The sequence below is a fragment of the Pseudomonas sp. GW821-FHT09C08 genome (assembly GCF_059418125.1).
Genome location: NZ_JBWKPG010000002.1, coordinates 649500 through 672789, shown reverse-complemented (window position 1 = coordinate 672789; position 23290 = coordinate 649500). Strand labels below are relative to the sequence as shown.

General features: G+C 56.6%; 22 protein-coding genes and 2 pseudogenes. 9 read left to right on the top strand and 15 right to left on the bottom strand.

The features are described from left to right. Positions 1-315 precede the first annotated feature (315 nt). The gene (locus tag AC07OJ_RS09740; RefSeq protein ID WP_495094450.1) at positions 316-1503 is read left to right on the top strand and encodes an MFS transporter; all 1188 of its coding nucleotides are present in this window, start codon (positions 316-318) and stop codon (positions 1501-1503) included. A 38-nt stretch (positions 1504-1541) separates the two neighbouring features. Here the strand turns inward: AC07OJ_RS09740 and AC07OJ_RS09735 are convergent, their stop codons facing one another. Then, positions 1542-1748 (bottom strand): hypothetical protein, encoded by a 207-nt coding sequence (locus AC07OJ_RS09735; protein WP_495094449.1) that lies wholly within the window; start codon positions 1746-1748, stop codon positions 1542-1544. A gap of 255 nt (positions 1749-2003) precedes the next feature. Here AC07OJ_RS09735 and AC07OJ_RS09730 point away from each other — a divergent pair, with 255 nt between their 5' ends. Continuing rightward, positions 2004-2666, top strand: coding sequence for a Wzz/FepE/Etk N-terminal domain-containing protein (locus AC07OJ_RS09730; protein ID WP_495094448.1), 663 nt, complete (start codon positions 2004-2006; stop codon positions 2664-2666). A 584-nt stretch (positions 2667-3250) separates the two neighbouring features. Here AC07OJ_RS09730 and AC07OJ_RS09725 read toward each other — a convergent pair. The 6 genes and pseudogenes from AC07OJ_RS09725 to AC07OJ_RS09700 all read right to left on the bottom strand — a co-directional run. Next, the gene (locus tag AC07OJ_RS09725; RefSeq protein WP_495094447.1) at positions 3251-5230 is read right to left on the bottom strand and encodes an acyltransferase family protein; all 1980 of its coding nucleotides are present in this window, start codon (positions 5228-5230) and stop codon (positions 3251-3253) included. A 398-nt stretch (positions 5231-5628) separates the two neighbouring features. Next, entirely contained in the window at positions 5629-6291 is a 663-nt protein-coding gene (locus AC07OJ_RS09720; RefSeq protein ID WP_065901913.1) for a PIG-L deacetylase family protein, read from the bottom strand. 35 nt (positions 6292-6326) lie between these two features. After that, on the bottom strand, positions 6327-7259 hold the full coding sequence (locus AC07OJ_RS09715) for a GNAT family N-acetyltransferase (RefSeq protein ID WP_495094534.1): 933 nt from the start codon (positions 7257-7259) through the stop codon (positions 6327-6329). After that, positions 7259-8428, bottom strand: a complete 1170-nt coding sequence (gene neuC, locus AC07OJ_RS09710) for a UDP-N-acetylglucosamine 2-epimerase (protein WP_083221343.1) — start codon at positions 8426-8428, stop codon at positions 7259-7261. The genes AC07OJ_RS09715 and neuC overlap by 1 nt, the downstream gene beginning before the upstream one ends. Positions 8429-8662: 234 nt before the next feature. After that, a pseudogene (locus AC07OJ_RS09705) lies at positions 8663-9190 on the bottom strand (DNA adenine methylase); the annotation flags it as partial. Then, positions 9166-9354: pseudogene (locus AC07OJ_RS09700) on the bottom strand (site-specific integrase); the annotation flags it as partial. The pseudogenes AC07OJ_RS09700 and AC07OJ_RS09705, both read right to left, overlap by 25 nt. 103 nt (positions 9355-9457) lie before the next feature. Here AC07OJ_RS09700 and dusA point away from each other — a divergent pair. Together dusA and tal are read left to right on the top strand one after the other, a co-directional pair. Beyond that, positions 9458-10468, top strand: coding sequence for a tRNA dihydrouridine(20/20a) synthase DusA (gene dusA / locus AC07OJ_RS09695; RefSeq protein ID WP_495094446.1), 1011 nt, complete (start codon positions 9458-9460; stop codon positions 10466-10468). 381 nt (positions 10469-10849) lie between these two features. Next, positions 10850-11776: a transaldolase gene (gene tal, locus AC07OJ_RS09690; protein WP_065901958.1), complete on the top strand. Its 927-nt coding sequence runs from the start codon at positions 10850-10852 to the stop codon at positions 11774-11776. A gap of 183 nt (positions 11777-11959) precedes the next feature. Here tal and rssC read toward each other — a convergent pair whose 3' ends face one another. Both rssC and rssB read right to left on the bottom strand, forming a co-directional pair. Then, the gene (gene rssC / locus AC07OJ_RS09685) at positions 11960-12442 is read right to left on the bottom strand and encodes an anti-sigma factor antagonist RssC (protein ID WP_003172602.1); all 483 of its coding nucleotides are present in this window, start codon (positions 12440-12442) and stop codon (positions 11960-11962) included. Beyond that, positions 12442-13623: a two-component system response regulator RssB gene (rssB, locus tag AC07OJ_RS09680; RefSeq protein WP_017737359.1), complete on the bottom strand. Its 1182-nt coding sequence runs from the start codon at positions 13621-13623 to the stop codon at positions 12442-12444. The genes rssC and rssB overlap by 1 nt, the downstream gene beginning before the upstream one ends. Positions 13624-13899: 276 nt before the next feature. On the opposite strand from rssB, the gene AC07OJ_RS09675 reads away from it, so the two are divergent. Further along, positions 13900-14196, top strand: a complete 297-nt coding sequence (locus AC07OJ_RS09675; RefSeq protein ID WP_065901966.1) for a PilZ domain-containing protein — start codon at positions 13900-13902, stop codon at positions 14194-14196. A 62-nt stretch (positions 14197-14258) separates the two neighbouring features. On the opposite strand, the gene AC07OJ_RS09670 is transcribed toward AC07OJ_RS09675, so the two are convergent. Next, the gene (locus AC07OJ_RS09670) at positions 14259-14948 is read right to left on the bottom strand and encodes an MlaA family lipoprotein (RefSeq protein ID WP_065901968.1); all 690 of its coding nucleotides are present in this window, start codon (positions 14946-14948) and stop codon (positions 14259-14261) included. Between the two features lie 195 nt (positions 14949-15143). Between AC07OJ_RS09670 and pcrP the strand changes: the two genes are divergently transcribed. Beyond that, positions 15144-15752 (top strand): HAD superfamily inactivated hydrolase PcrP, encoded by a 609-nt coding sequence (gene pcrP, locus AC07OJ_RS09665; protein ID WP_495094445.1) that lies wholly within the window; start codon positions 15144-15146, stop codon positions 15750-15752. 110 nt (positions 15753-15862) lie between these two features. Continuing rightward, positions 15863-16129 (top strand): DUF4404 family protein, encoded by a 267-nt coding sequence (locus AC07OJ_RS09660; protein ID WP_065901972.1) that lies wholly within the window; start codon positions 15863-15865, stop codon positions 16127-16129. Between the two features lie 136 nt (positions 16130-16265). Here the strand turns inward: AC07OJ_RS09660 and queF are convergent, their stop codons facing one another. Together queF and copI are read right to left on the bottom strand one after the other, a co-directional pair. Further along, positions 16266-17096: an NADPH-dependent 7-cyano-7-deazaguanine reductase QueF gene (queF, locus tag AC07OJ_RS09655; protein ID WP_065901974.1), complete on the bottom strand. Its 831-nt coding sequence runs from the start codon at positions 17094-17096 to the stop codon at positions 16266-16268. A gap of 66 nt (positions 17097-17162) precedes the next feature. After that, a complete protein-coding gene (copI, locus tag AC07OJ_RS09650) occupies positions 17163-17684 on the bottom strand; it encodes a copper-resistant cuproprotein CopI (RefSeq protein WP_106804810.1) in 522 nt (173 codons plus the stop codon). A gap of 157 nt (positions 17685-17841) precedes the next feature. On the opposite strand from copI, the gene AC07OJ_RS09645 reads away from it, so the two are divergent. Next, positions 17842-18522 (top strand): heavy metal response regulator transcription factor, encoded by a 681-nt coding sequence (locus AC07OJ_RS09645; RefSeq protein ID WP_495094444.1) that lies wholly within the window; start codon positions 17842-17844, stop codon positions 18520-18522. After that, positions 18519-19874, top strand: coding sequence for a heavy metal sensor histidine kinase (locus tag AC07OJ_RS09640; protein ID WP_495094533.1), 1356 nt, complete (start codon positions 18519-18521; stop codon positions 19872-19874). The genes AC07OJ_RS09645 and AC07OJ_RS09640 overlap by 4 nt, the downstream gene beginning before the upstream one ends. A gap of 93 nt (positions 19875-19967) precedes the next feature. Here the strand turns inward: AC07OJ_RS09640 and AC07OJ_RS09635 are convergent, their stop codons facing one another. From AC07OJ_RS09635 to AC07OJ_RS09625, 3 genes are all read right to left on the bottom strand, one after another. Further along, on the bottom strand, positions 19968-21212 hold the full coding sequence (locus tag AC07OJ_RS09635; RefSeq protein ID WP_495094443.1) for a lipoprotein-releasing ABC transporter permease subunit: 1245 nt from the start codon (positions 21210-21212) through the stop codon (positions 19968-19970). Positions 21213-21273: 61 nt separating this feature from the next. Continuing rightward, positions 21274-21957, bottom strand: a complete 684-nt coding sequence (gene lolD / locus AC07OJ_RS09630) for a lipoprotein-releasing ABC transporter ATP-binding protein LolD (RefSeq protein WP_162946070.1) — start codon at positions 21955-21957, stop codon at positions 21274-21276. A 7-nt stretch (positions 21958-21964) separates the two neighbouring features. Next, a complete protein-coding gene (locus AC07OJ_RS09625; protein WP_120447903.1) occupies positions 21965-23215 on the bottom strand; it encodes a lipoprotein-releasing ABC transporter permease subunit in 1251 nt (416 codons plus the stop codon). Between the last annotated feature and the right edge of the window lie 75 nt (positions 23216-23290).

Sequence of the window (23290 nt, the reverse complement as noted above, 5' to 3'; positions counted from 1 at the left end):
ATCATTATTGGCTTCAGCTACCTGGGCGACAGCCAATCACCGGGACGTATACGGGTGTACGCACCGGAGAAAGACTAGACCAAGACGGCGCGCAGAATATCACGCCAAACAGCGGTTATGCGCTGTTTGGCCAATTGACAGCTCTAAAACGCGGGTTTTAACGCTTTACTGTCAAGCCCGATGGGCGCGACGTGGGGTCACAGGGTGGCCAGGGCGATGGAACTCTGCCGAAAAAGGCTGTTCTAGACACCTTCGTCGCTGCTTGCGTAGCATCGGCGGCTCTCCTTCGTGCCATTCATCCAAACAGAGCGATCCATGTCTATCCACCAAACTCCCGGGCACGTGCTGCCCGCGCGCAGTGCCGCCAAAATGGAAGCGGCCATGGCCGTGGGCGCTTTCGCTATCGGTACCGGCGAATTCGCCATCATGGGCCTGATGCCCGACATTGCCCACAACCTCAACCTCAGCGAACCCCAGGTCGGCCACGCCATCAGTGCCTACGCCCTGGGCGTGATGGTCGGCGCGCCACTGCTGGCAATCCTCGGCGCCAAACTGCTGCGCAAACATATGTTGCTGCTGTTGATGGGGCTGTATGCCTTGGGCAACCTGGCCACGGCGTTCACCCCGACCTTTGGTTCACTGGTGGCTTTCCGCTTTATCAGTGGCCTGCCCCATGGCGCCTACTTTGGCATCGCTGCCGTTGTCGCCTCCAGCATGGTGCCCACCGACAAACGCGCCGGCGCCGTCGCGCGGGTAATGATGGGGCTGACCCTGGCGATGCTGCTGGGCAACCCGATTGCCACCTTCCTCGGCCAGTATCTGGGCTGGCGTTCGGCATTTGCACTGGTCAGTGCCATCGCCGTGTGCACGATTGCGCTGGTCTGGCACTACGTCCCCGATCGCCGCGATGAACCACGCAGCGACCCGCGCAAGGAACTGCGCGCCTTCACCAAACCCCAGGTGTGGATGGCCCTGGCCATTGGCGCCATCGGCTTTGCCGGGATGTTCTGCGTGTTCAGCTACCTGGCGCCGACGATGCTTGAAGTCACCAAGGTGTCACCGCAATGGATTCCGTTCGGGCTGGCCGCATTTGGCGTCGGCGGGATTATCGGCAACATTGCCGGCGGCAAGCTGTTTGATCGCCTGCAATTTCGGGCGGTGGGTTTGATTCTGGTGTGGTCGATGGCGGTGCTGCTGTTCTTCCCATTCGCCGCCGGGTCGCTCTGGGGCGTGCTGCTGGGCATCGGCCTGGTCGGCACCATGGTGTCACTGGCCGCACCGCTGCAAATCCGCCTGATGGACATCGCGCACGAAGCACCGAGCCTGGCGGCCGCGTCCAACCATGCTGCGTTCAACCTGGCCAACGCGCTGGGCCCGTGGTTTGGCGGCATGGCGATTACAGCGGGGCTGGGATGGACCAGCACCGGGTATATCGGCGCGGCCACGGCGCTGGTCGGGCTGGGCGTTTACCTGATCGCACGACGGATGCAAGGCGGTCATTGAACGAAAAAGGGGCAGGCAACCCTGCCCCGATCACGGGTTTAATCGTGCAGCAAGCCTGAGCTGTACTGGCTGAAACTACTGCCCAACCCGCTCCCGCCAACGTTCACCTTGGTCGCATTCGCGGCGCCATGGCCATCGAACGACTGACAGCCTTCGGAAAGGCATGTACTGGTGCTGACGCCCGAGCAACCACTGAGCAGCACAACACCGGCAATAAGCATGGTTTTTATCAGGTTCAAGCGCATTTTTCAGATTCCTGGCGGCTCGAGCGTGAACGAATCGGTCATGCGAGTGATCCTATGCCAGTGTGTTGCCAGGCATCATGAAACTTCTGTACGTGCCAGTTGCAGTTCAAACTGCAATCAAAGCGCGAACAGTCGATTGAAACAACACCCGCCACAACAAACAGGAACTATTCGCATTTAATCGCGGTGGGATTAATACATGTCATATGTCGGTTTTTTCTCTACAATCCGGGAACGTAAATAAAGGAATTTTTCGTGAGCATTTCAACGAATTCAAAACCGCGTTCCACAGATGATGAAATAGACCTGATTCCAATTCTCCTCGCCTTGTGGTCAAGTAAGAAAACCATCATAGCCACCACTCTCGCGGGCGCGGCTGTCTCATTTGCAATCAATGCAACGGCTCCCGAACAATGGACTGCCAGTACTTACATCACCAAGTCGTCGCTCTACAGCTTATATAAAGAAATTAAAGACAACGATGCAAGCACCCAAGCGAATCCACCACTGAAGGAAACCGAACTCTACAGTTCAATACAAAACGACATGTTCTATACGGCCATGGGCGTGATGGCGGCGCAGTCGGTTAACGTGAAGGAAACTACGCCGAAAACAGGTAAAAACGAGGCTATCCTGTATGTCGCATCGGCCACCGCGACAACTGAAGCGCTGGCGCGATCGCAACTCAAATCCGCCCTGGATACAGCGAACACGGACGCCATCGCGCTGAACTTACCTGCCTTGGCTCCTGGCAATAACGTGCGAGCGTTCAACGCCCTCGACGACGTAAAAGCCACCAATACCACACCCTCAAAAAAATTCATTTTGCTAGGTGGCTTTTTAGGCTTGATATTGGGCAGCCTGTTTGTGATCAGTAGATTTCTCATACAGCAACACCAACACGCCCGCCGGACGTGAAGTTCGCTACAGAAATGCTTCAACCAGAAAATAGATAATGCAGACCAATAGCGACGCAACAAAAACAATAAACAATTTCGCAGAAAATGTCGTTTTCATTAATAGTACTTATAAGAAATCAGATAATGGCCTTAAGCCATTATTGCACTGCGCCGCTTTTTTTTCACAGCGTTTTTTTGCCCTAGTGGCCGAGGAGAGCCCCCCCTCTTCGGTCGATAGGCAAGCCGGCGTGCAACCTTCACCGCCGCGACAGTCTTGAGATTTTTAAAAAAAGGGACTGTCGTTTCGGGGGTGATTGAAGCGGGCATCCAAGACCAGGGCAGGCACAGCATGAATCCTGCCCCTGATCTCTCATAAACTTGCCCCCTACCCTACCTACTCAGACAAAGTCCCCGACCAGCGCTTTATCGCAACTCTCGTCCCGCCGTTTCCATTGCTCCGATGATGGATTGAACATAGCAATCCGAAAATACAAGATCAGGCTTACTCGTAAAGCTATGAAATTTTATTCTCGTAGCGATTCTGAAGAAACAATGGCGTCGCTCGCAGAGCCTAAAGTGTGTTGATCAATACCAAGTCAGCACCTAGAGACGGCCCTGATTGAACACTTGGCGAAACATCGGTATCAATAGCTTATTGCCAAACTCATTCAAATGATCATCATCAAAATAGAGGGGTTGGCCATCTTTGCTTCCCCAGCACCGACTCTCGCCGCACAAAAATGGTAAAGGGTCCAAAATTTTAACTCCACAGCTTCGAACAGCGTCATCTTGAGCCTCCCATATGAAGGCATGTCGCTTGTGATAATCCTCCAAGGAGATCGAAACATCGGTGCTTTTGCCGCTAAATAACAGTGAAAGCGACATTGACCGAGGAACATCCACTCCCATTTCAGGTATGGGCCTGACCAAAAAAACCTCTCTCGCCTGAGCTAAGCTGCAAGCTGTAGAGATCAGGTCAGACCTGAATTTCTCTCGAAAATAGAGCGTCGCCGTGTCTCCTTTCTTATCAAAGTAGACTATGGGAACACCCACTAGGTTTTTTGGAGACTCGTTAGCCATTAGTCCGTCAACATAAGACGTGGTTCGATTGATGATTACAGCCGGTATATTAGAAGGGATTTCAGACGTAGTTTTAAGCATCCACGAGTTAAAATCATCACATTCATATCCATCTCGCTTCGCATGAGTCAACGTTGGGCAACCTTTTTTCCCAAACAAAGAAACGCCATTATTTGATTCAATTCGAGCGGCCTCGGCAAAAGCTGTGATTGTTGCACCGGCGTGACTGTCTCCAATCATAATCGCGGCAAGATTGCCTGTACCGTAGAAACATACAGGGGTAGTCCGACCGTCCGTTGACTCCCAGCATTGCTCAGCCCGAGGATCCATATCATAAGCTGCTGCAGATACCCGTTCGACACTTTCTGGTATTCTGCCAGGAAAAGTTTTAAATGCGGCTAGAGCGCCGATCAAAAGGACGACTGATGCCCCGCCAATAAAAATGCTCAACTGGCTGCCCCTGGAATATGCTCGTAGTTTGGTCCGTGCAGGCGTCTCTATCATTCTTAGCGAGATCTCGCCCATGACGATTGACAATACGACCCCCAAACAAATCAGTATCCAATTTGATTCCAATCGAGCATATGCCAATGCAACAACAAATGGCCAATGCCACAAATAAATAGAGTAAGAACTGTTACCAATTCGCTGCATAAAACTGTTAGACAACACTGGCACGTTCTGCAGATTTGCCGCCAGGATGCACATCGTTCCAACTACAGGCCAAATTGCGGAAGCCCCTGGCCATATGGTTGTAGAGTCGAATACCGCAACTGATACACCTAAAATAATTAGACCAACAGCCATTACATAACCAGACAATTTCCGCGTCAACTGGATGCGGGATCTACATAGCCACCACACCAGTCCCCCGGCCAACATCTCCCAAGCACGTGTAGGGATCAGATAAAACGCACCACTTGGAGAGCGCTGACTAATGATAATTGACAACGCAAGCGAGCCGATACCAACGCCGATTAATACCCACTTAACCGCCTTCGGCCCCAACAGCTTCCAAACAATCAAAATCCCCAACGGAAGTAAAATATAAAACTGCCACTCAACCGACAATGACCACGTGTGGAGCAGCCATTTTTCGTTTGCCCCGCCGTCAAAATAGCCAGTCTCTTTCCAAAACTTAAAATTTGAAAGAAATGCTACGGACGCTACAATATGCGTACCAAGCTGCTGATAATTTTTGGTAGGCAAACAAAACCATCCTACCAGCACTAAGACCGCGCATAGCACAACCAACGCGGGAATGATTCGCCTTGCTCGATCAAGATAAAAATTAAGCAGCGAAAAGTTTTGGTTTTCCATTCCTGTGATAATAATCTTTGTCATCAAGAAGCCCGACAAGACAAAGAAGATATCAACACCAACAAAACCACCGGAAAAACCGGGCACTCCAAAATGAAATAGCACTACAACCAGAACGGCAATAGCTCTCAGAGCGTTGATATCTCTGCGGAAATCTTTTACAGCAATAGGCCGATCGATCAATTTAAAAATTCCATTTTATCAAGTACAACATACGTATTTTCAGATACGCCTACGCCCCTTCAAACCCGCCGAGTCTAATAAGAGTGTCGGTTAGCTATAGCTGTTCTCTCAGCTATAACATTTCGGTGAGCATGGGAAAAAACCAGAAGAGCCTACCCATATTCAACAGGCGGCGCAACCAAACTTTCGAGGGCATATTTACGCAAGCATGATGCCGGAACTCGCAGCAGACCATTAGCCGCCGATAGTCCCAACACCTGAAGGTAAAGGATTGCATCCAGTAGACAGTGCTACATTGTGTAGCCTGAAATATGAGCGACTGATAAATCTAGGCATTGGAGTAAAGATCGTGCAGCCTAGTCATTCGCTGCAACGATCCCTAACCCCACCCAAACGGCTTACTGGCGCTCTCTTAAAAGCTCAAACGCTTCGGCTGCCAGGCAACCCGAGGCAGCGCCCCGCAGCGTCGCGAGTGCTCGTATAGCCTCGTTGCTACGAGGAAAAGGAAACACGCCAAGCTCTGACTCATAAATTGCCATAGCCGCCAGCTTCTTTTCGAGATGGGCACTGATATCGATATAGAAATTCGGTGAAAACTTAGTCTGCCCACCCAACCCAAACTCTGTCTCAGAAAGGGTTTCATAAGCCAAAACTCGTTTGACCGATGGATATCTGAACCACTTTGTGCATCCAGCAACGGCATCAAATGTCACACGGTGATCGGAATGCACATCTGAAAAATGAGGAAGAAACACCTCATCCGGCTCAAATGATTTGAACACTTCCGAAAACGACTGAACCAAATCGCCCAGTGGAAACTTATCAACGTTAGCGGCCGGAAAACCCAGCTCATAAACCTCATCGAAGCCGATCAATTCTCTAACGCGCTTAATTTCCGCCGCCCTTTTATCGACTTTCTCTTTTGGCCATCCATCGTCTACGGAAATGGAAGTTACAATTAGCCATGCCACACTGCAGCCTTCCGCTTTCCTGCGAAGTGCCGTCCCACCAACGCCTAAAATCTCATCATCCGGGTGCGGTGCAATAATCAAAGTTTTCATAGTTCAACACTTGAAGTTCAGAATTATTTGGAAAATCAATAAACGTCCGAATCACCCATCTGTAAGTACCACCCACGATAGCTAGCCCACTGCTCAGGGAGCTTTTCAGGATTCAACTGCCGCCCGGCAAAATAGGTTATCGGTGCCACATTTGTGAAACCCAGCCGTTCTAAAATCGCATGAGACCAATGATGAGTAGGCATCCAGCAATTGATGCTCACCAGGCTCTCGGAAATCGACTTTTTGATAATGTGACCAAGAAGAGCTTTCGCTTCTGCGGCATTAGAAAAACACATGTCAACCACATCGATACTATTTCCGAAAACCTTAGTCACTAGGTACGAGGAAGCGACCCCAGCCTTAGAAACAATATGATTTTCATAGCTATTAACTGGGTTGTCCGCATATCTCCAACGTAAATACTCGCGAGACTTATGAACCCTGATAAGTCCGTCATCGTGCTGATGAGAGTACTCCTCCAAAAAATCATCGTCTCTTTTCACGAGGAAATCATCTTGAAAATGGCCGGCCTGTACCTTTGCAAGATCAAGCGTCATCGTTGGGATTTCGTAAATATCCGACCACTCTAACTTATTGATAAATGTGGAGTGACTGTTCGCATTAGGGAACCCCCAGATCGCAGCTATTTCGCCCTTCGACTCGGTGTAGAGCTCAGTAGCCAACTTCGGAAACAACCCCTTCCCGCGCCATTCTGGATGCGTCATTGTGGTCATGGACAGTGCAGTGCGCACAACCTTCCCATCACACTCCAAGTCTACCGGGAATGCAGAATAGCTTGCAGCAACTGTCTGAGCATCGACCTCAAGAGAGAAAAGAAGCTGCTCTTTATGATTATTTATATAACGCCAGTCAAAGTAGGCAGGGTCAATACTTTTACCAAAACTATCGTGAAACAGCGCTTCCAAACGTTCCTTGTAGCTCGACCACTCTGAAAAATCCAAAATCATCACTTGACCTCCCTGTCTACAAACTCTTTGGCCGACAGGTTTGGAATACCTATCATTTGTTTAATTTTTTCCAATATCTGCCCAGATGTATTACCCTCTCCATAAATCATTTGCACACCGTCAAAATTTTCACTCAGTGCACGATCTATCGCTTCACAAATATCATGTGCAATGGCTGTCGACCTTATGACGGAGGTTGGCGCGGCGCGCCCGCTCTGGCGCAGACCAATATCTACTGTCGGAGTATTGAGATAAGGAGCTTCGTAAATCCCACTTGACGAATTCCCTATCACAACCGCCGCGTGTTTGACCGCACTCAAATAGCGAAGCCGTCCAAGGGAGTCAAAAAGAAAGGCATTCTGTTGGCTATCAGAAAAATCTTCAAGAATCTGGTTGATTGCTTGCCCACCATTATCGGCATTGGCCTTGGTGAAAATTACAGATACGTCACCTCGGTCCAAATACGTCCGGATTGCATTCAGCAGTTCGCGCAACTCATCTTCAGACGATTCATCACCCATCGTTAACGGATGATGAGTAACCAAAAATAGCTTTTCCTGTAACTTCACCCCCAGGCTTTCTTCCAACGCTTCCCGAGACAGAAGTGGTGTATTCTTTATATTTTCAACACACGTTGACCCAAGGCAAAACACCCGGTCATCCCTTTCTCCAAGCTGCAACACTCGTTGCCTGGCATCCTCATGAGTCACAAAGTGCAGAGACGCAATCTTCGTCACACAATGCCTAATGGTATTATCGTAGGTTCCGCTACCCGTATCACCACCCGACAAATGAGCAAGCGGTATTTGCATCATTAATGCTACTTGTGCGGTCACCATGAGTTCGTATCGGTCACCCAGCCCTACAATCAGGTCCGGTTTCAACTCACTAAAAGCACTTGAAATCCCCACTAACCCTAATGCCATGGAGCTTAGAACCCCCACTGCAGAGTCTGATCGAGTGAGTATTTCAACTTTACTATTTATCGTGAACCCGTCTGCCTCAATCTCCCTATACGTGAGACCGAACTGAGGAGACAAGTGTGAACCGGTAGCAATAATTTGAAGTTCAAAGGAGGAATCTTCAGATATTTTTTTAATAAGCGGAAGCAACAGCCCGTAGTCTGCTCGGGTACCAGTAACAACACATATTTTTTTCAGAGAGGTCATATTCACACGATAAATTTTAATATTTTATATTGCGACGGGCGTCTTACTTTTCAACTAAACACTAATACCGCATTCATCTTGAGTGCTTTTCTACCCTGCCGCTTAAATGGCTGAAGGATGTTCTACATGCATGCAGTCTGTTGGTCAAGTCAAGTCAAGTCAAGAACTGCTAAACCTGCGCAGAGCATTGCCGCTGGCTAGGAAGCCCGGATTGCGTTGCTTCACAGCACGCTTCAATCGCCCTTCCAAAGCATCTGACTTGCAATTCATAACAATCAGTTCTCCGCCGGCCTGCGCCTTTCTCTGCCGTCCAATAGCAGTGCTATAGCAGATACAGTAAAACTCTCCAAACACCTTATGACTATAGGAGTGGTCATTGATGAGGACCATCACCTTCCCTTACCGCGCCGCATGAAGTCCGCCCATGCGCTGATAATTCTCAAAAAGGAACATCTACCCCATCGCCTGTCGTCTGCCAGTAAGGCGAATGCATCCAGTGAAAGTTGTGGGCCCGATCGTAACATTCAGCGCGCTCCAACCAGGATGTGGTCGCGGCGCCAAACGTCCGCCTCGTACCTTGGCAGCGAAGGCGTGGTGCCCGGCATACTGGGTGTCGGTGAGGGTCTCAGGACGTGTCATCTTCTGCCACTCGAACACCTGGCGGGAGCTTAGCGCCCATTTGAACTGGCGCACGAATTCTTCCAGGTGGTTCTGCACGACGCGGTACAGCGTCACTAGGTCGCCGTTTCTGTCGTCGAGGACTGAGCCAACTCCGTCTCCTGTCGCTTGATCCAGGCCTGGGCGGCCTGTTTCCGGGCGAAGATCTGGCTCTCTTGGTAGACTTGCACTCCGTCGCGCTTGATGGGGATTTGAGCTGTGTAGCTCACCGTCCCATCTGCCAGTTTTCTTGCCCTGATAGTCGCCATATCGAAAGTGGTACGCGTCAGTTTTTGAACGGTACCTCGTACCACCAAACCTGTAAAAAAGCCTGAAAACGCCCCAAAACACGTCAAGAACACGTTGAGTAAAATGCTAGATAAACAGAGCTTTAGCCCAGCAGAATCAAGCCCCGCACTGTCTCGGCGCTTTTCCGTCGCCCCGATGATGGATTGGACCGACCGCCACTGCCGGTACTTCCTGCGCCTGCTCTCCAAGCACGCCCTGCTCTACACCGAGATGGTCACCACCGGCGCAATCCTGCACGGCGATCACGAACGCTTCCTGCGTCACAACGAAGCCGAACACCCGCTTGCGTTGCAGTTGGGCGGCAGTGTGCCGGCGGATCTGGCTGCGTGCGCGCGCATGGCTGAGGCTGCGGGGTATGACGAGGTGAACCTGAACGTGGGTTGCCCCAGCGACCGCGTGCAGAACAACATGATTGGCGCGTGCTTGATGGGTCACCCGGCCCTGGTGGCCGATTGTGTGAAGGCGATGCGCGATGCAGTGTCGATTCCGGTGACGGTGAAGCATCGTATCGGGATCAACGGCCGGGACAGTTACGCCGAGCTGTGTGATTTCGTCGGGCAGGTCAAGGACGCGGGCTGCACCAGTTTTACCGTGCATGCGCGGATTGCGATCCTGGAGGGGTTGTCGCCCAAGGAGAATCGGGACATTCCACCGTTGCGTTATGACGTGGCGGCGCAGTTGAAGCAGGATTTTGCCGAGCTGGAGATTATCCTCAATGGCGGGATCAAGACGCTGGAGCAGTGCCACGAGCACTTGCAGACATTTGACGGCGTAATGCTCGGCCGCGAGGCCTATCACAATCCGTATTTGCTGGCAGAGGTGGATCAGCAGGTGTATGGCAGCTCGCAGCCGGTGATCAGCCGGGCTGAGGCGCTGGCGCAATTGCGGCCTTATATAGCGGAGCACTTGGCCACGGGCGGTTCGATGCATCACATCACACGGCATGTGCTGGGACTGGGCACGGGTTTCCCCGGGGCGCGCAAGTTTCGGCAGTTGTTGTCGGTGGACATTCATAAAGCCACGGACCCTTTGGCGTTGCTGGACCAGGCTGGGGAGTTGTTGGAGGGGCGCTGATGGGCTGCGTGTCAGGGAAATGTTGAGTGGCTGGGCTGTTGTGGCGAGCAGGCTTGCCCTGCGTTGGGGGGCGAAGCGCCCCCAGTAGGACTGGTGCGATTTTTCAGTTGGAATGCGTTGATAGGTTTCAGGGCCGCTGCGCGACCCAACGCAGGGCAAGCCTGCTCGCCACAGGGAGACGGCTTCCACGGGGCTGCGTTGCCCGCAGGGCAGTTGGGTTGAACCTGCCGGCCGTTTTGCCCTCCTATTTACCAGCAAGATCAGTCATTCAAACGGCTGTTTTCAGGTTGTTGCCCTCGCAAACGATCGAACGCATTTGCGCCCTTGAGCGCCTGCCAGCGCTCGGGTAATGTCATCAGACCCATAGGACAGAGCACGCCCATGACTTCCAAGCTGGAACAACTCAAGCAATTCACCACTGTCGTAGCCGATACCGGCGATTTCTCAACCCTCGCCAAGCTCAAGCCGCAAGACGCCACCACCAACCCTTCCCTGCTGCTCAAGGCCGCCTCGATTCCAGGCTATGCCAAGCTGCTGGATGAGTGTGTGAAGGACTGCAACGGTGATGTCGGCCTGGCCAGCGACCGGTTTGCAGTGGCCGTCGGCCAGGAGATCCTGAAAGTGGTACCTGGGCGCATCTCCACCGAAGTGGATGCGCGCCTGTCATTCGATACCGACGCCGTGCTCAAGCGTGCGCATCGCCTGATCGACCTGTACGACAAGGCTGGTGTTGGCCGTGATCGCGTGCTGATCAAGATCGCCTCCACCTGGGAAGGTATCCGCGCGGCGGAGAAGCTCGAGAAAGAAGGCATCCAGACCAACCTGACGCTGCTGTTCTCCTTCGCCCAGGCCGTAGCGTGCGCAGAAGCCGGCGTGTTCCTGATCTCGCCGTTCGTGGGCCGTATCTATGACTGGTACAAGAAGGCCAATGGCAATGACTACACCGGCGCCGAAGACCCAGGTGTGCAGTCGGTAACGCGCATCTACAACTACTACAAGGCCAATGGCTACAAGACCGTGGTGATGGGGGCGAGCTTCCGCAATCTGAGCCAGATCGAAGAGCTGGCCGGGTGTGATCGCCTGACCATCAGCCCGGATCTGCTGGAGAAGCTGGCAGCCGATGAAGGCAAGCTGGAGCGCAAGCTTTCGCCAGGCCATGCCGGCGAAGCCCGTGTGCATCTGACAGAAGCGCAGTTCCGTTGGGAGTCCAACGAGGATGCGATGGCCACCGAGAAACTGGCCGAGGGTATTCGTCAGTTTGCTCGCGACCAGGAGAAACTGGAGGCGTTGCTGACTGCCAAGCTGTAAAAGCGGCGGTAGCAAAAAGGGCGGCACCCTCGCGGGTACCGCCCTTTTTTGTGTTTCATCGATCTTGAGCTGGCCACCGTTCAAGTTGCAGGCGCACGCTTGCTCACGGGTGCGGCAGCAACGGATAAGGTGATCGACACGCCGCCATCGCTAGCAAGCCAGCGCCTACCGTTGGAATCCAGGTCAGTGGCGTTCGAGGGCATTCACGAGATCGTGGAACGCTTCGCGATTGGACTCGTTCAGGCCCATCAGGATCTTGTGCGCTTCCAGCACCTTGACCCGCACCACTTCCTCGGACTGATCCTGGGAAGGCAGGTCGGTCAGGCATTCAGGGCATGGGATCGGGCGATCAACGATGTTGAACACCTGGTCGAAGCCCATGGACTGCAGCAGACGGGTGATGTCTTCATGGGTGGTGACGACCGTCGGCAACAGGCCGACCTTCTGCCGAGACAGAATGGACAACTTGGCCAACAACCCAAGGGTGGTGCTATCGATGCTGCGGGTTTCGGTCAGATCGATCACGATCGCCGAAAAATTCAACGCTGTGAAAATCCGCTCAATCGTCGCATCCAGCGCCGAACACAAGGTCAGGCGCACTTCACCGACAAATTTCAGGACGAAGGTCCCGTCTTGCTCGGCGAATTGGATTCTTCCGGTACTCATCAAAGATTCCTGCTCAACACCAATAGGGCGATATCATCCGGCATCTCCCCTAGCGTGGCCAATCCAAAAACCTGCCGCAGGCCATCCAGGCTGCCGCCCGCCGACTTGACCTTTTGGGGCAAGGCAGCTTCTTTCTCTTTGAGTGTAGGCTCTGGAAGCAGGTCCAGGATGCCATCGGACATCAGCGTCAGGCTGAACGTCGGCGGCAGCTCCAGGATGTGGTCTTCGTAGGTCGCTTCATTGAACAAGCCTACGGGCAGGCCACGCCCTTCCAGGTAGCGCACACTGTCGGGAGTGTACAAAACCGGCATCGGCAGGTGACCGCCGATGCTGTAGGTCAAAAGACCGGTTTCTTCATCAATCACGCCGCCTACCATCGTCACGTGCTTGCCCAGCTTGCAACTGATCAAGCCCCGGTTGATGTGGCCCAACACCTCGGAGGGGGTGAACTCCGGCAAGGTGCCATTGCGCTTGGACTCGAACAACAGCCGTGTGGTCATGAACTTCAACAACACGGTTACAAAGGCAGAGGATGCGCCATGGCCGGAAACATCGGCCAGGTAAAACGCGACACGCCGCTCATCAACACGGAAGTAGTCGACGAAATCACCCGACAGGTACAACGACGGGATGATCTGGTGAGCGAACTGGAATTCGTCGATGGTCCACGGGCTGACCGGCAACATGTTCATCTGCACCTGGCGACCGGCGTTCTGGTCTTCCTGGAGCAGGTTCAGGCTGGCTTCGAGTTCGCGGTTGGCGGTTTCGAGCTTTTCGCGGTAACGCTGGTTTTCCAACAACAGGCGTGCACGGTCCAGGGCGCGACGTACCGAGTGCTCCAGCACCGCCAGGTCTTCCAGGGGCTTGATCAGGTAGTCGGCAGCGCCCAGGCGCAAGGCCTCTACGGCATCGTTCATCACCCCGGCACCGGACACGACAATCACCGGCGTCTGCGGGGCAAGCTCGGTCACCTGGCGAATCAGCTCGAGGCCGCCCATCTGGGGCATGCGCAGGTCGCAGATCACGAGGTCGGGCTTGTCGCGCTCGAACACTTGGAGACCCTGTTGGCCATTGCTGGCCTGCAGGACGCTGAAGCCACTGTCTTCCAAATAGGCCGCGAGGCTCGCGCGCACTACTTCGTCGTCATCGATTATCAGCAGCGTGGCACTGGTTTTTTGCATGTGGGCAAACGGCGCCAGAATTAGGTTGGCGTAGGTGGCTCGGCAATGGCCGGGCGCACGTACTGGATTCGCTTTCTAGCCTCTCTGTCCTACAACATACGGGATTTTAGCCCACGCACAACGGTAAAGCAGAGGTGCCCTTCTAAGGCGCAGACGGTACTCCCATCCGCCAGGGGTTTCAAGCTCATGCCGATGGTCGCCGGGCGTCTTTACACCGCAAATCACCGGGAGTTATAAGAACGGGCACGACCACAACACAAAGTAAGGATGGAACCCATGAGCGAACACGAGCGCGACTACGCCGAAAAACGCGATTTCATCCGCATGCGCGTGGATGCCGATGTGTCTCTTATCCACGCCGGGCAGGAGATTGCCGGGGTGTGCGTGGACCTTTCAAGCTCCGGAATGCAGGTCCAGGCGCCTCGCCAATTCAAGGCGGGCGACCACCTGACGGTGCGCATCGAATCGGAGCACGCCGCACTCAAGGGGTTGGAGGCGGACACCGAAGTGGTCTGGACCAAGACCACCGGTGAGGAGCAGCAACTGGGCCTCAAGATCTTGAAAATGCACTGAAAAGTGCGCACAAAAAAAGGCGACCGCCAGGGTCGCCTTTTTTCATTTCAAAACGTCACGGCTTAGAAGTCGTCGACGACCTTGCCATCCTTGACCTTGAACTCACGGTTCTGCAGGTAGGCGTTGCGGATAAACGTATATTTGTCGCCGGTGATCAGCTTCTCGCTGTCGAGCAGGCTGGCACGGGTGTCCACGATATTCAGGCCGAAGGTGCTGTTGCGCCAGCCGATATCGTTCATGTAGCGGTACGGTTGGGTGTAGCTGTCCACGTACTTGGACGGCGCGTCACGCAAGGTGCTCGGGCCCAGCAACGGCAGCATCACGTAAGGCCCGCTGCCGACGCCCCAGTAGCCGAGGGTCTGGCCGAAGTCTTCGTCACTGCGCTGCAGCCCCATTTTGGTGCCGACGTCGATAAAGCCCAGCACACCGAAGGTGGTGTTCATCAGCAGGCGAGCCGTGTCCACACCCGCCGCATGCGGCTTGAGTTGCAGCACGTTGTTGGCCAGGTTGCCGACATCGCCGATGTTGCGGAAGAAGTTGTGCACGCCGTCCTGCACGAACTGCGGGGTCACAAACTGATAGCCCTGGGCCAACGGCTTGAGCGCGTAGGTATCAACGGTGTCGTTAAAGGTAAAGATCGGGCGGTTGACGCTTTCCCATGGATCGTCTTCGGACGCGGCCTGTGCGGCGAACGGCGCCAGCAGCACAGTGGCACACACCGACAGCTGAGCGAAGTAGTGGCTCCAGCGCATAGCTTTTGCTCCTTGAATGGTCTGTCATGGGCGCTATGCCCTGAATAAGACGGCCAGTATATGACGGAAGTGTCCAATTAGGCAGCATGCAGGAAACGACATACGGGAAATGCACAAAATTCCTACAATTAACCCTGCTGTCATCGGCCTGTCATCGTGACCCGTTAGCGTCAGGGCTATTTCAGGGATGTTGAAATGCCTCACGCCGAGATTGCCATCGCCAGCGCGCCTGCCTTGACTGCAGTTCTGTTTGGCCTGAGTGGCTGCCTGGTGGACTTCGGTTCCCGGGCACGCACCGATTCCCCCACGCTTGGTTCCGATGCCACACCCGGCGCCCTGAAAATCCTGCGCAGCCTGAAGGATCAAGGCGTGCCCTGTGCCTGGCTGGATGAATTGCCACCCCCGGTGACCACCGCGCTGTCGGCCTCACTCCCCGAGTGGCTCAAGGCTGCATCGCCCTCCTCCATCCGCTGGCCGGCGCCCCACGCGTGCTGGCAAGCCTTGATGGAACTGAATATCGAACGCCTGGAAGGCTGCGTGCTGGTCAGCGGCGAGCCGCGCTTGCTGCAATCGGGGCTGAACGCCGGCCTGTGGACCATCGGCCTGGCCTCGTGCGGCTCGCTGTGCGGCATGGCCCCCGAGCAATGGCAGGCACTGAGCGAGCAGGAGCGCGAGTACAAGCGCGGCAAGGCCACCGTCGCCCTGTATGGCCTGGGCGTGCACTCGGTGATCGACCACCTGGGCGAGCTCGGCAGTTGCCTGGCCGACATCAGCCTGCGCCAGCTCAAGGGCGAGAAGCCCTGATCGAGATCATGCACGGAGGGCGCCAGTGGATTAATCTACAGGTCAGCTCGTAGACCTTTCTCGGCGTGCCGTGGTCTATGCCAGTGCCTATCGATAAAAGGAACCACGTCATGCCTGATCGCAAAAAACTGGAAGAACAGGTCGAGATCCTGCGCGGGCAGTTGGAACAGGAACCGCCGCTGCCGGAAGAAAAACGCGAAGCGCTGGAAGCCTTGATTGCCAAGTTTGAATTACAACTTGAACTTGAACCGGCGACTCAGACGCCGAGTATTTCCGATGATGTGAACCAAGCGGCCATAGAGTTCGATGCCGATCATCCGGTCATTTCCGGCACATTGCGCAATATCATGATCACCCTGGGCAACATCGGGATCTGAACCCAGCCCCAAGGCAAGCGCAGAAACCCATGTGGGAGCTGGCTTGCCTGCGATCGCGATCATTCAGTCATCCATCGGGTGACTGATACACCGCAGTCGCAGGCAAGCCAGCTCCCACATTTGATTTGCGTGATAGCTACTGGCGAGCCAGGCGCACGTTCTGGAACGCCACATCCTCGGTGCTGCGGTACGGGTTGATATCCAGCCCGCCACGCCGCACATACCGCGCATACACCGTCAGTTTCTCTGGCTTGAGCAAGCGCTGCAGGTCCAGGAAGATGCGCTCCACGCACTGCTCATGGAAGTCCGAATGCTGGCGAAAGCTCACCAGGTATTCGAGCAAACTGGCGTGATCGAGTGCCGCCCCGCGATAGTCCACCACCACGCTGCCCCAGTCTGGCTGGCTGGTCACCGGGCAGTTGGATTTGAGCAAGTGGCTGTGCACGCTCTCCTCGACCACACGCGAAGCATCGCAGCGCAAGAGTTCGGGGCGCGGGTGTTCGTAGTTGCTGACGCTGATATCCAGATCGTCGATGCACACACCCGGCAAAGCCTGCACGCCTTCGGCTTCAACCTCGGCCAGGCTGCGCACGCGCACGCTCACAGGCTTGCCGGCAGCCGCGCTGAGGTCGGTGCGCAGGGTGGCTTCCAGGCTGTGTACGTCGGCAAACGCGCTCTGGTTGAGCGAATTGAGGTACAGCTTGAATGACTTGGATTCGATGATGTTCGGCGAATCGGCCGGAATGCTGAATTCACCGATGGCCACCACCGGCTTGCCCGATGGCAACAACCAGGACAATTCGAAGCAATTCCAGAAATCCACGCCTTTATAAGGCAGGGTTTCGGCGCTCAGGCCCAGCTCGGCCCATTTGGCGGCGCGCGGAATCGGGAACAGCAACGAGGGGGTGTAGGTGGAGATGTATTCACTGGACTTGCCCAGCGGCGAATGTTCGGCTGCGGGATGCATGGCGGAAACCTGGCTAAATAAACCCAGCCAGTCTACCAGCCTTTGATCCCGCCTCTAAGAACCGCCTTACTCGACGGTCAGCTTGCCGACCATCCCCGCCTGGTAATGCCCCGGCAGGTTGCACGCGAACTCGAGCCCGGTGGCCTTGGTAAAGGTCCAGGTCAGCTCGGCGGTTTTGCCCGGCTCCACCAGCACACTGTTGGGGTCGTCGTGCTTCATGCCGCCCATGTCGCCATGGCCCATCGCACTGTGGTCCATCTTGCCCATACCGGTGGCGGTAAGCATGCCGCTGGCTTGCATCTGCAACATTTCCTTCTGGTGCTCGGCATGCATCGCCGCGTCACCCAGGTTGAATTCATGGAGCAACTGGCCTTTGTTGACGAGTACAAAGCGCACCGTCTCACCAGCCTTGACGTCCAAGGACTTGGGTGAAAAGGAAATGTCCTGCAGCGTGACTTGCACAGTGCGCGTGGCCTGGTTCGCCGGTGCCGGCTGGCCGAACGCGTAAGTGTGAGCCGTGTCAGCCGCCGCACCGAAACTCAGCGCCAACAGGCAGCCCGCCAACATCAGGGGAGTACGCAACGCCATCTCTCTTCTCCGAAACTATGTAAACCGCAGGATCAGCACTCTAAGATGACGCCGCTGCCAGCCAGCTGACTGCTAGATTACAACTTTGTCAGGTTGCGCCCTTACCCCGGCCCCCACGGTATAAAGCCGGTCGTGCCCTGTTTGCCAAGAGCTGCCCATGAAATTGTTGATTGTCGAAGACCAAGCCAAAACCGGCCAATACCTGCGCCAGGGCCTGGCCGAGGCTGGCTTTACCACCGAATGGGTGGCCGACGGCGCCAGCGGCCAGCACCTGGCGTTGACCGGCGACTACGACCTGCTGATCCTCGATGTGATGCTGCCCGGCCGCGACGGCTGGCAAATCCTGCAAGCGCTGCGCGGCGCCGGCCTGGATATTCCGGTGCTGTTCCTGACCGCCCGGGACGCCGTGGAAGACCGCGTGCACGGCCTGGAACTCGGCGCTGACGACTACCTGGTCAAACCCTTCGCCTTTTCCGAACTGCTGGCACGCGTGCGCAGCCTGTTGCGCCGTGGCAGCAGTGCCCCGCAGGAAACCGCCTTACAGTTGGCCGACCTGCGCCTGGATTTGATTCGCCGCCGTGTCGAACGGGACGGCCAGCGCATCGACCTCACCGCCAAGGAGTTCTCGCTGCTGGAACTGTTGCTGCGCCGCCAGGGCGAAGTGCTGCCCAAGTCGCTGATTGCCTCCCAGGTCTGGGACATGAATTTCGACAGCGACACCAACATCATCGAAGTGGCGATCCGCCGGTTGCGCCTGAAAGTCGACGACAACTACCCCACCAAGCTGATCCACACCGTGCGCGGCATGGGTTATGTGCTGGAGGCACGGTGCAATTGATCTCGCGCCTGTCCCTGGCCAGCCGCCTGGCCTTGCTGTTTGCCGGCTGTACTGCGGTGGTGTCGCTGCTGGCCGGCGTGCTGTTCAATCATGCCAGTGAAACGCACTTTATCGAGCTGGACCAGCAACTGCTCGACGGCAAACTAGTCGCCTTGCGCAGTACCTTGCAAGGCGTCGACACGCCGCAGCTGTTTGCCCAGCGCGAAGCGCAACTGCGCACCGAACTCACTCGCCAACCCGACCTGACGCTGCGCATCAGCGCCGCTGGCCAGCGCTGGTTTGACAGCGCGGCGGGCATGAGCTTGCCCGAGGCACCGGGCTTGCACCGCCTGCAGAACGCCGGCACCGACTACCGCGTGTACAACGTGCCACTGGCGCCAAGCCAGCCGGACTCGCCGCAACTGAGCCTGATACTCGACATCACTCACCACCAACACTTCCTGCAGCGCATGCAGCACCTGATCTGGTTGACTGTCGGCCTCTCGGCCCTGGCCACCGCATTGCTCGGCGCCTGGGCCGCGCGCAGTGGGTTGCGGCCCTTGCGACGCATGGGCGATGTGGCGGCCAGCGTCTCCGCGCATTCCCTGACCCAGCGTCTGCCCGAGCAGCACATGCCGCCAGAGCTGGCGGAACTGGCGCAGGTCTTCAACGCGATGCTCGGTCGCCTGGACGACGCGTTCCAGCGCCTTTCGGCGTTCTCCGCCGATATCGCCCACGAACTGCGCACGCCGCTGTCGAACCTGTTGACCCACACCCAGGTCATCCTCACCCAGCCGCGCCCGCTGGAGGACTACCGCGAGGCGCTGCACAGCAACCTGGAAGAGCTGCAATGGATGGCGCAACTGGTCAACGACATGCTCTACCTGGCCAAGGCCGACCACGGCTTGCTGGTGCCCACGCGCGAACCGCTGGCGTTGGCGGAGGAAGTCGACGCGTTGCTGGAGTTCTTCACGCTGCTGGCCGAAGACGCGCAGGTCAGCCTGGTGTGCGCAGGCGCTGCCCAGACACGCGGCGATCGCAGCATGCTGCGCCGGGCCTTGTCGAACCTGCTGGATAACGCGTTGCGGTTTACCCCGGCGGGTGGCGAAGTGCGGGTACGGATGACAGAAGATGCCCGCGGGGTGACGCTGACCGTAGAGAACAACGGTGAAGGTATTGCACCGGCGCTGTTACCGCGCCTGTTTGATCGCTTCTATCGAGTCGACCCGGCGCGCCGCGAAGGCAGCAGCGAGCATGCGGGGCTGGGCTTGGCGATTACCCAATCGATCGTGCGAGCGCATGGCGGAAGGATTTATTGTGAGTCGCAGGCAGGATGGACGCGGTTTGTGATTGAGTTGCCGAAGGAGGATTGAGGCAAGCTGGGCAGGCCGTATCGCAGGCAAGCCAGCTTGTGAATACATTCAAAAATGTGGGAGCTGGCTTGCCTGCGATCGCGGTGTTAACGGCTACGAATATCTGAGGGCATGCGCCGGCTCAATCTTCGCCGCGCGATACGCCGGGTAGATGGTCGCCAAGAAGCTCAACACAAACCCCGCAGAGCAAATCAACAACACATCCCCACCCTGCAGCTCCGACGGCAGGTTGCTGACAAAATACACATCCGAACTGAAGATATGCTGCCCCGTCACGCGCTCCAGCCAGCCCACCAGCTCACTGACATTCAGCGCCGCAATCACCCCCAGCACGCCGCCGATCAAGGTGCCGACGATGCCGATCACCGTCCCCTGCACCATGAAGATCGCCATGATCTGCCGAGGCGTGGCGCCGATGGTGCGCAGGATCGCGATGTCTGCGCCCTTGTCATTCACCACCATGATCAAGGTCGCGATGATGTTGAACGCGGCCACGGCGACGATCATCAGCAACAGCAGGCCGATCATGGTCTTTTCCATCTTCATCGCGCTGAACAGGCTGCCCTGGGTGTGGGTCCAGTCGTCCGCCTTGTAGGCTGCACCGAGGCTGCCGGCGATGTCCGTCGAGACCTTGGGCGCTGCGTACAGGTCCTTCACCGCCAGGCGCACGCTCTGCACTTGGTTCGGCTGCCAATGCTGTATCTCGGCAGCGTCGGCCATATGGATCAGGGCCATGGAGCCATCCAACTCGGCGCCGACCTTGAAGATGCCGACCACATTCAAGCGCTGCATGCGTGGGGTGATACCGCCCGGAGCGCTGCTGATTTCCGGCACGATCAGGGTCAGCTTGTCGCCCACACTCAGGCGAAAACGCCGCGCGGTGATTTCACCGACGACCACGCCGAACTCGCCGGGCTTCAGGTCGTCGAGTTTGCCCTGCACGATGTGCTGGGCCACGATCGACACCTTGCCTTCCTGCGCCGGATCGACGCCACTGATCTCGATCGGCTGCATCGCGCCCTTGTAGGAGAACATGCCGTCCATCTGCGTGAACGGAACAGCGGCGGTGACTTCTGGATTTTTCATCGCCTCCGCAGCTACCGGCTGCCAATCATCGATCGGGTTCACGCCGACGATGGTCGCGTGGGGCACCATGCCGAGGATGCGCGAGCTCATTTCGCGCTGGAAGCCGTTCATCACCGACAGCACCACAATCATTGCCAGCACGCCCAGGGCGAGGCCGATCATCGAGGTCATCGAGATAAACGAAACAAAACGGTTGCGGCGCTTGGCGCGGGTATAGCGCGTGCCGATGAAAATCGATAACGGTCTGAACATTCGCGGGCACCGTTGAAAAAATGAAAAAACCCGGCGCTATAGGCACCGGGCTTGAAACGGGTCAGATGGCGACCAAGTGACCTTCCTGCAGGTGCAGCACACGGTCCATCTGGCGGGCCATGCTCATGTCATGGGTCACCACCAGGAACGCGGTGCGCATCTGGGTGCTCAGTTCCAGCATCAAGTCCTTGATGCCCTGGGCGGTGTGGGAGTCGAGGTTGCCGGTCGGCTCATCGAGCATCACCAGGCCCGGGTTGTTCACCAGGGCACGGGCAATCGCCACACGCTGGCGCTCGCCGCCGGACAATTCGGCCGGCTTGTGCTCCAGGCGATGGCCAAGGCCGACGCGCTCCAGCAACGCCTTGGCACGCTCGCGCGCCTGCGGGATCGCAGTCTTGCCGATCAACAGCGGCATGCACACGTTTTCCAGCGCAGTGAATTCCGGCAACAGGTGGTGAAACTGGTACACAAAGCCCAGCGAACGGTTGCGCAACTGGCCACGGGCTTTTTCACCCAGGGCCGACAGCTCTTCACCGGCCAGCCAGACGCTGCCCTGGGACGGCGTATCGAGGCCGCCCAGCAGGTTGAGCAAGGTACTTTTGCCGGAGCCGGAACTGCCGACGATCGCCACGCGCTCGCCCGGATGCAGTTCAAGTTGCAGGTTGGACAGCACCACCACCGATTCCGGGCCTTCCTCATAGGATTTGCCCAGGTTGCGGCAGCTCAGGATTGCTTTTTCACTCATGCCCGATTCACTCATAACGTAAGGCCTGTGCTGGCTGGGTACGTGCCGCGCGCCAGGCTGGATACAGGGTGGCAAGGAAACTCAGGACCAACGCGGCGCCACCCACCATCAGCACGTCCTGGGTTTGCACCTGGGACGGCAGGTAATCGATGAAGTAGACGTCGGCGTTGAGAAACTTGTGGCCGATCAGGGTTTCGAGGCCGGCGATCGCCGCACTCACATTCAGTGCGGCCAGGATTCCCACGGCCGTGCCGATCAAGGTGCCGACCACGCCGATCACGGTGCCCTGCACCATGAAAATCGCCATGATCTGCCCCGGCGTGGCGCCCAGGGTGCGCAGGATGGCGATATCGCCTTTCTTGTCATTCACCACCATCACCAGCGTGGAGATGATGTTGAAGGCGGCGACGGCGACGATCAGCAGCAACAGCAGGCCGATCATGGCTTTTTCCATGCGGATGGCCTGGTACAGGTTGCCGTGGGTGCGAGTCCAGTCGCGGGCGTAGTACTGGGATTCGCCCAGGTGCTGGGCAATTTCCCAGGCGCCGCGCGGGGCGTCGAACAGGTCGTTGAACTTCAGGCGCAGGCCCTGCACCTGGTCCGGCTGCCAGCGGTGCAAGCGCGCCAGGTCGGTGAGGTTGGTCAGGCCGAGGTAGCCGTCGATCTCGCCGGCGCCGACGTGGAAGGTGCCGACCACGGTGAAGCGCTTCATGCGCGGGAACATCCCGGCCGGGGTCACGGTGACTTCCGGGGCGACGAAGGTCAGCTTGTCGCCGAGGCCCACGCCGAGCTTCGCCGCGGCCTTGTCACCGATGACGATGCCGAAGCTGCCGGGCGCGAGGTCGTCGAGTTTGCCCTGCAGCATGAACTTGTCGATGATCGAGACGTTGCGCTCCTGGACCGGGTCGATGGCATTGAGCAGGATTTTCTGCACCTTGCCGTCATTGGTCAGCAGCCCCTGCATCTGTGTAAACGGCGCTACGGCCACTACCTTGGGGTTCTGCTTGACCTTGGCGGCCAGGCTTTGCCAGTCGTTGATGGGCGCATCGCCCTCGATGGTCGCGTGGGGCACCATGCCCAGCACGCGGGTGCGCATCTCATGATCGAAGCCGTTCATCACCGACAACACCACGATCATCACGACCACGCCCAAGGCGAGCCCGATCATCGAGGTCAGGGAAATGAACGACACAAAATGATTGCGACGCTTTGCACGGGTATAACGCGTGCCGATAAATACGAAGAGAGGTCTGAACATGTCGGGGCTTGTTCGGAGGAAAAGAAGACGTCCCGGTGGCGGGGTCTGGTAAGCAGCTTTACACTCAGACCATTA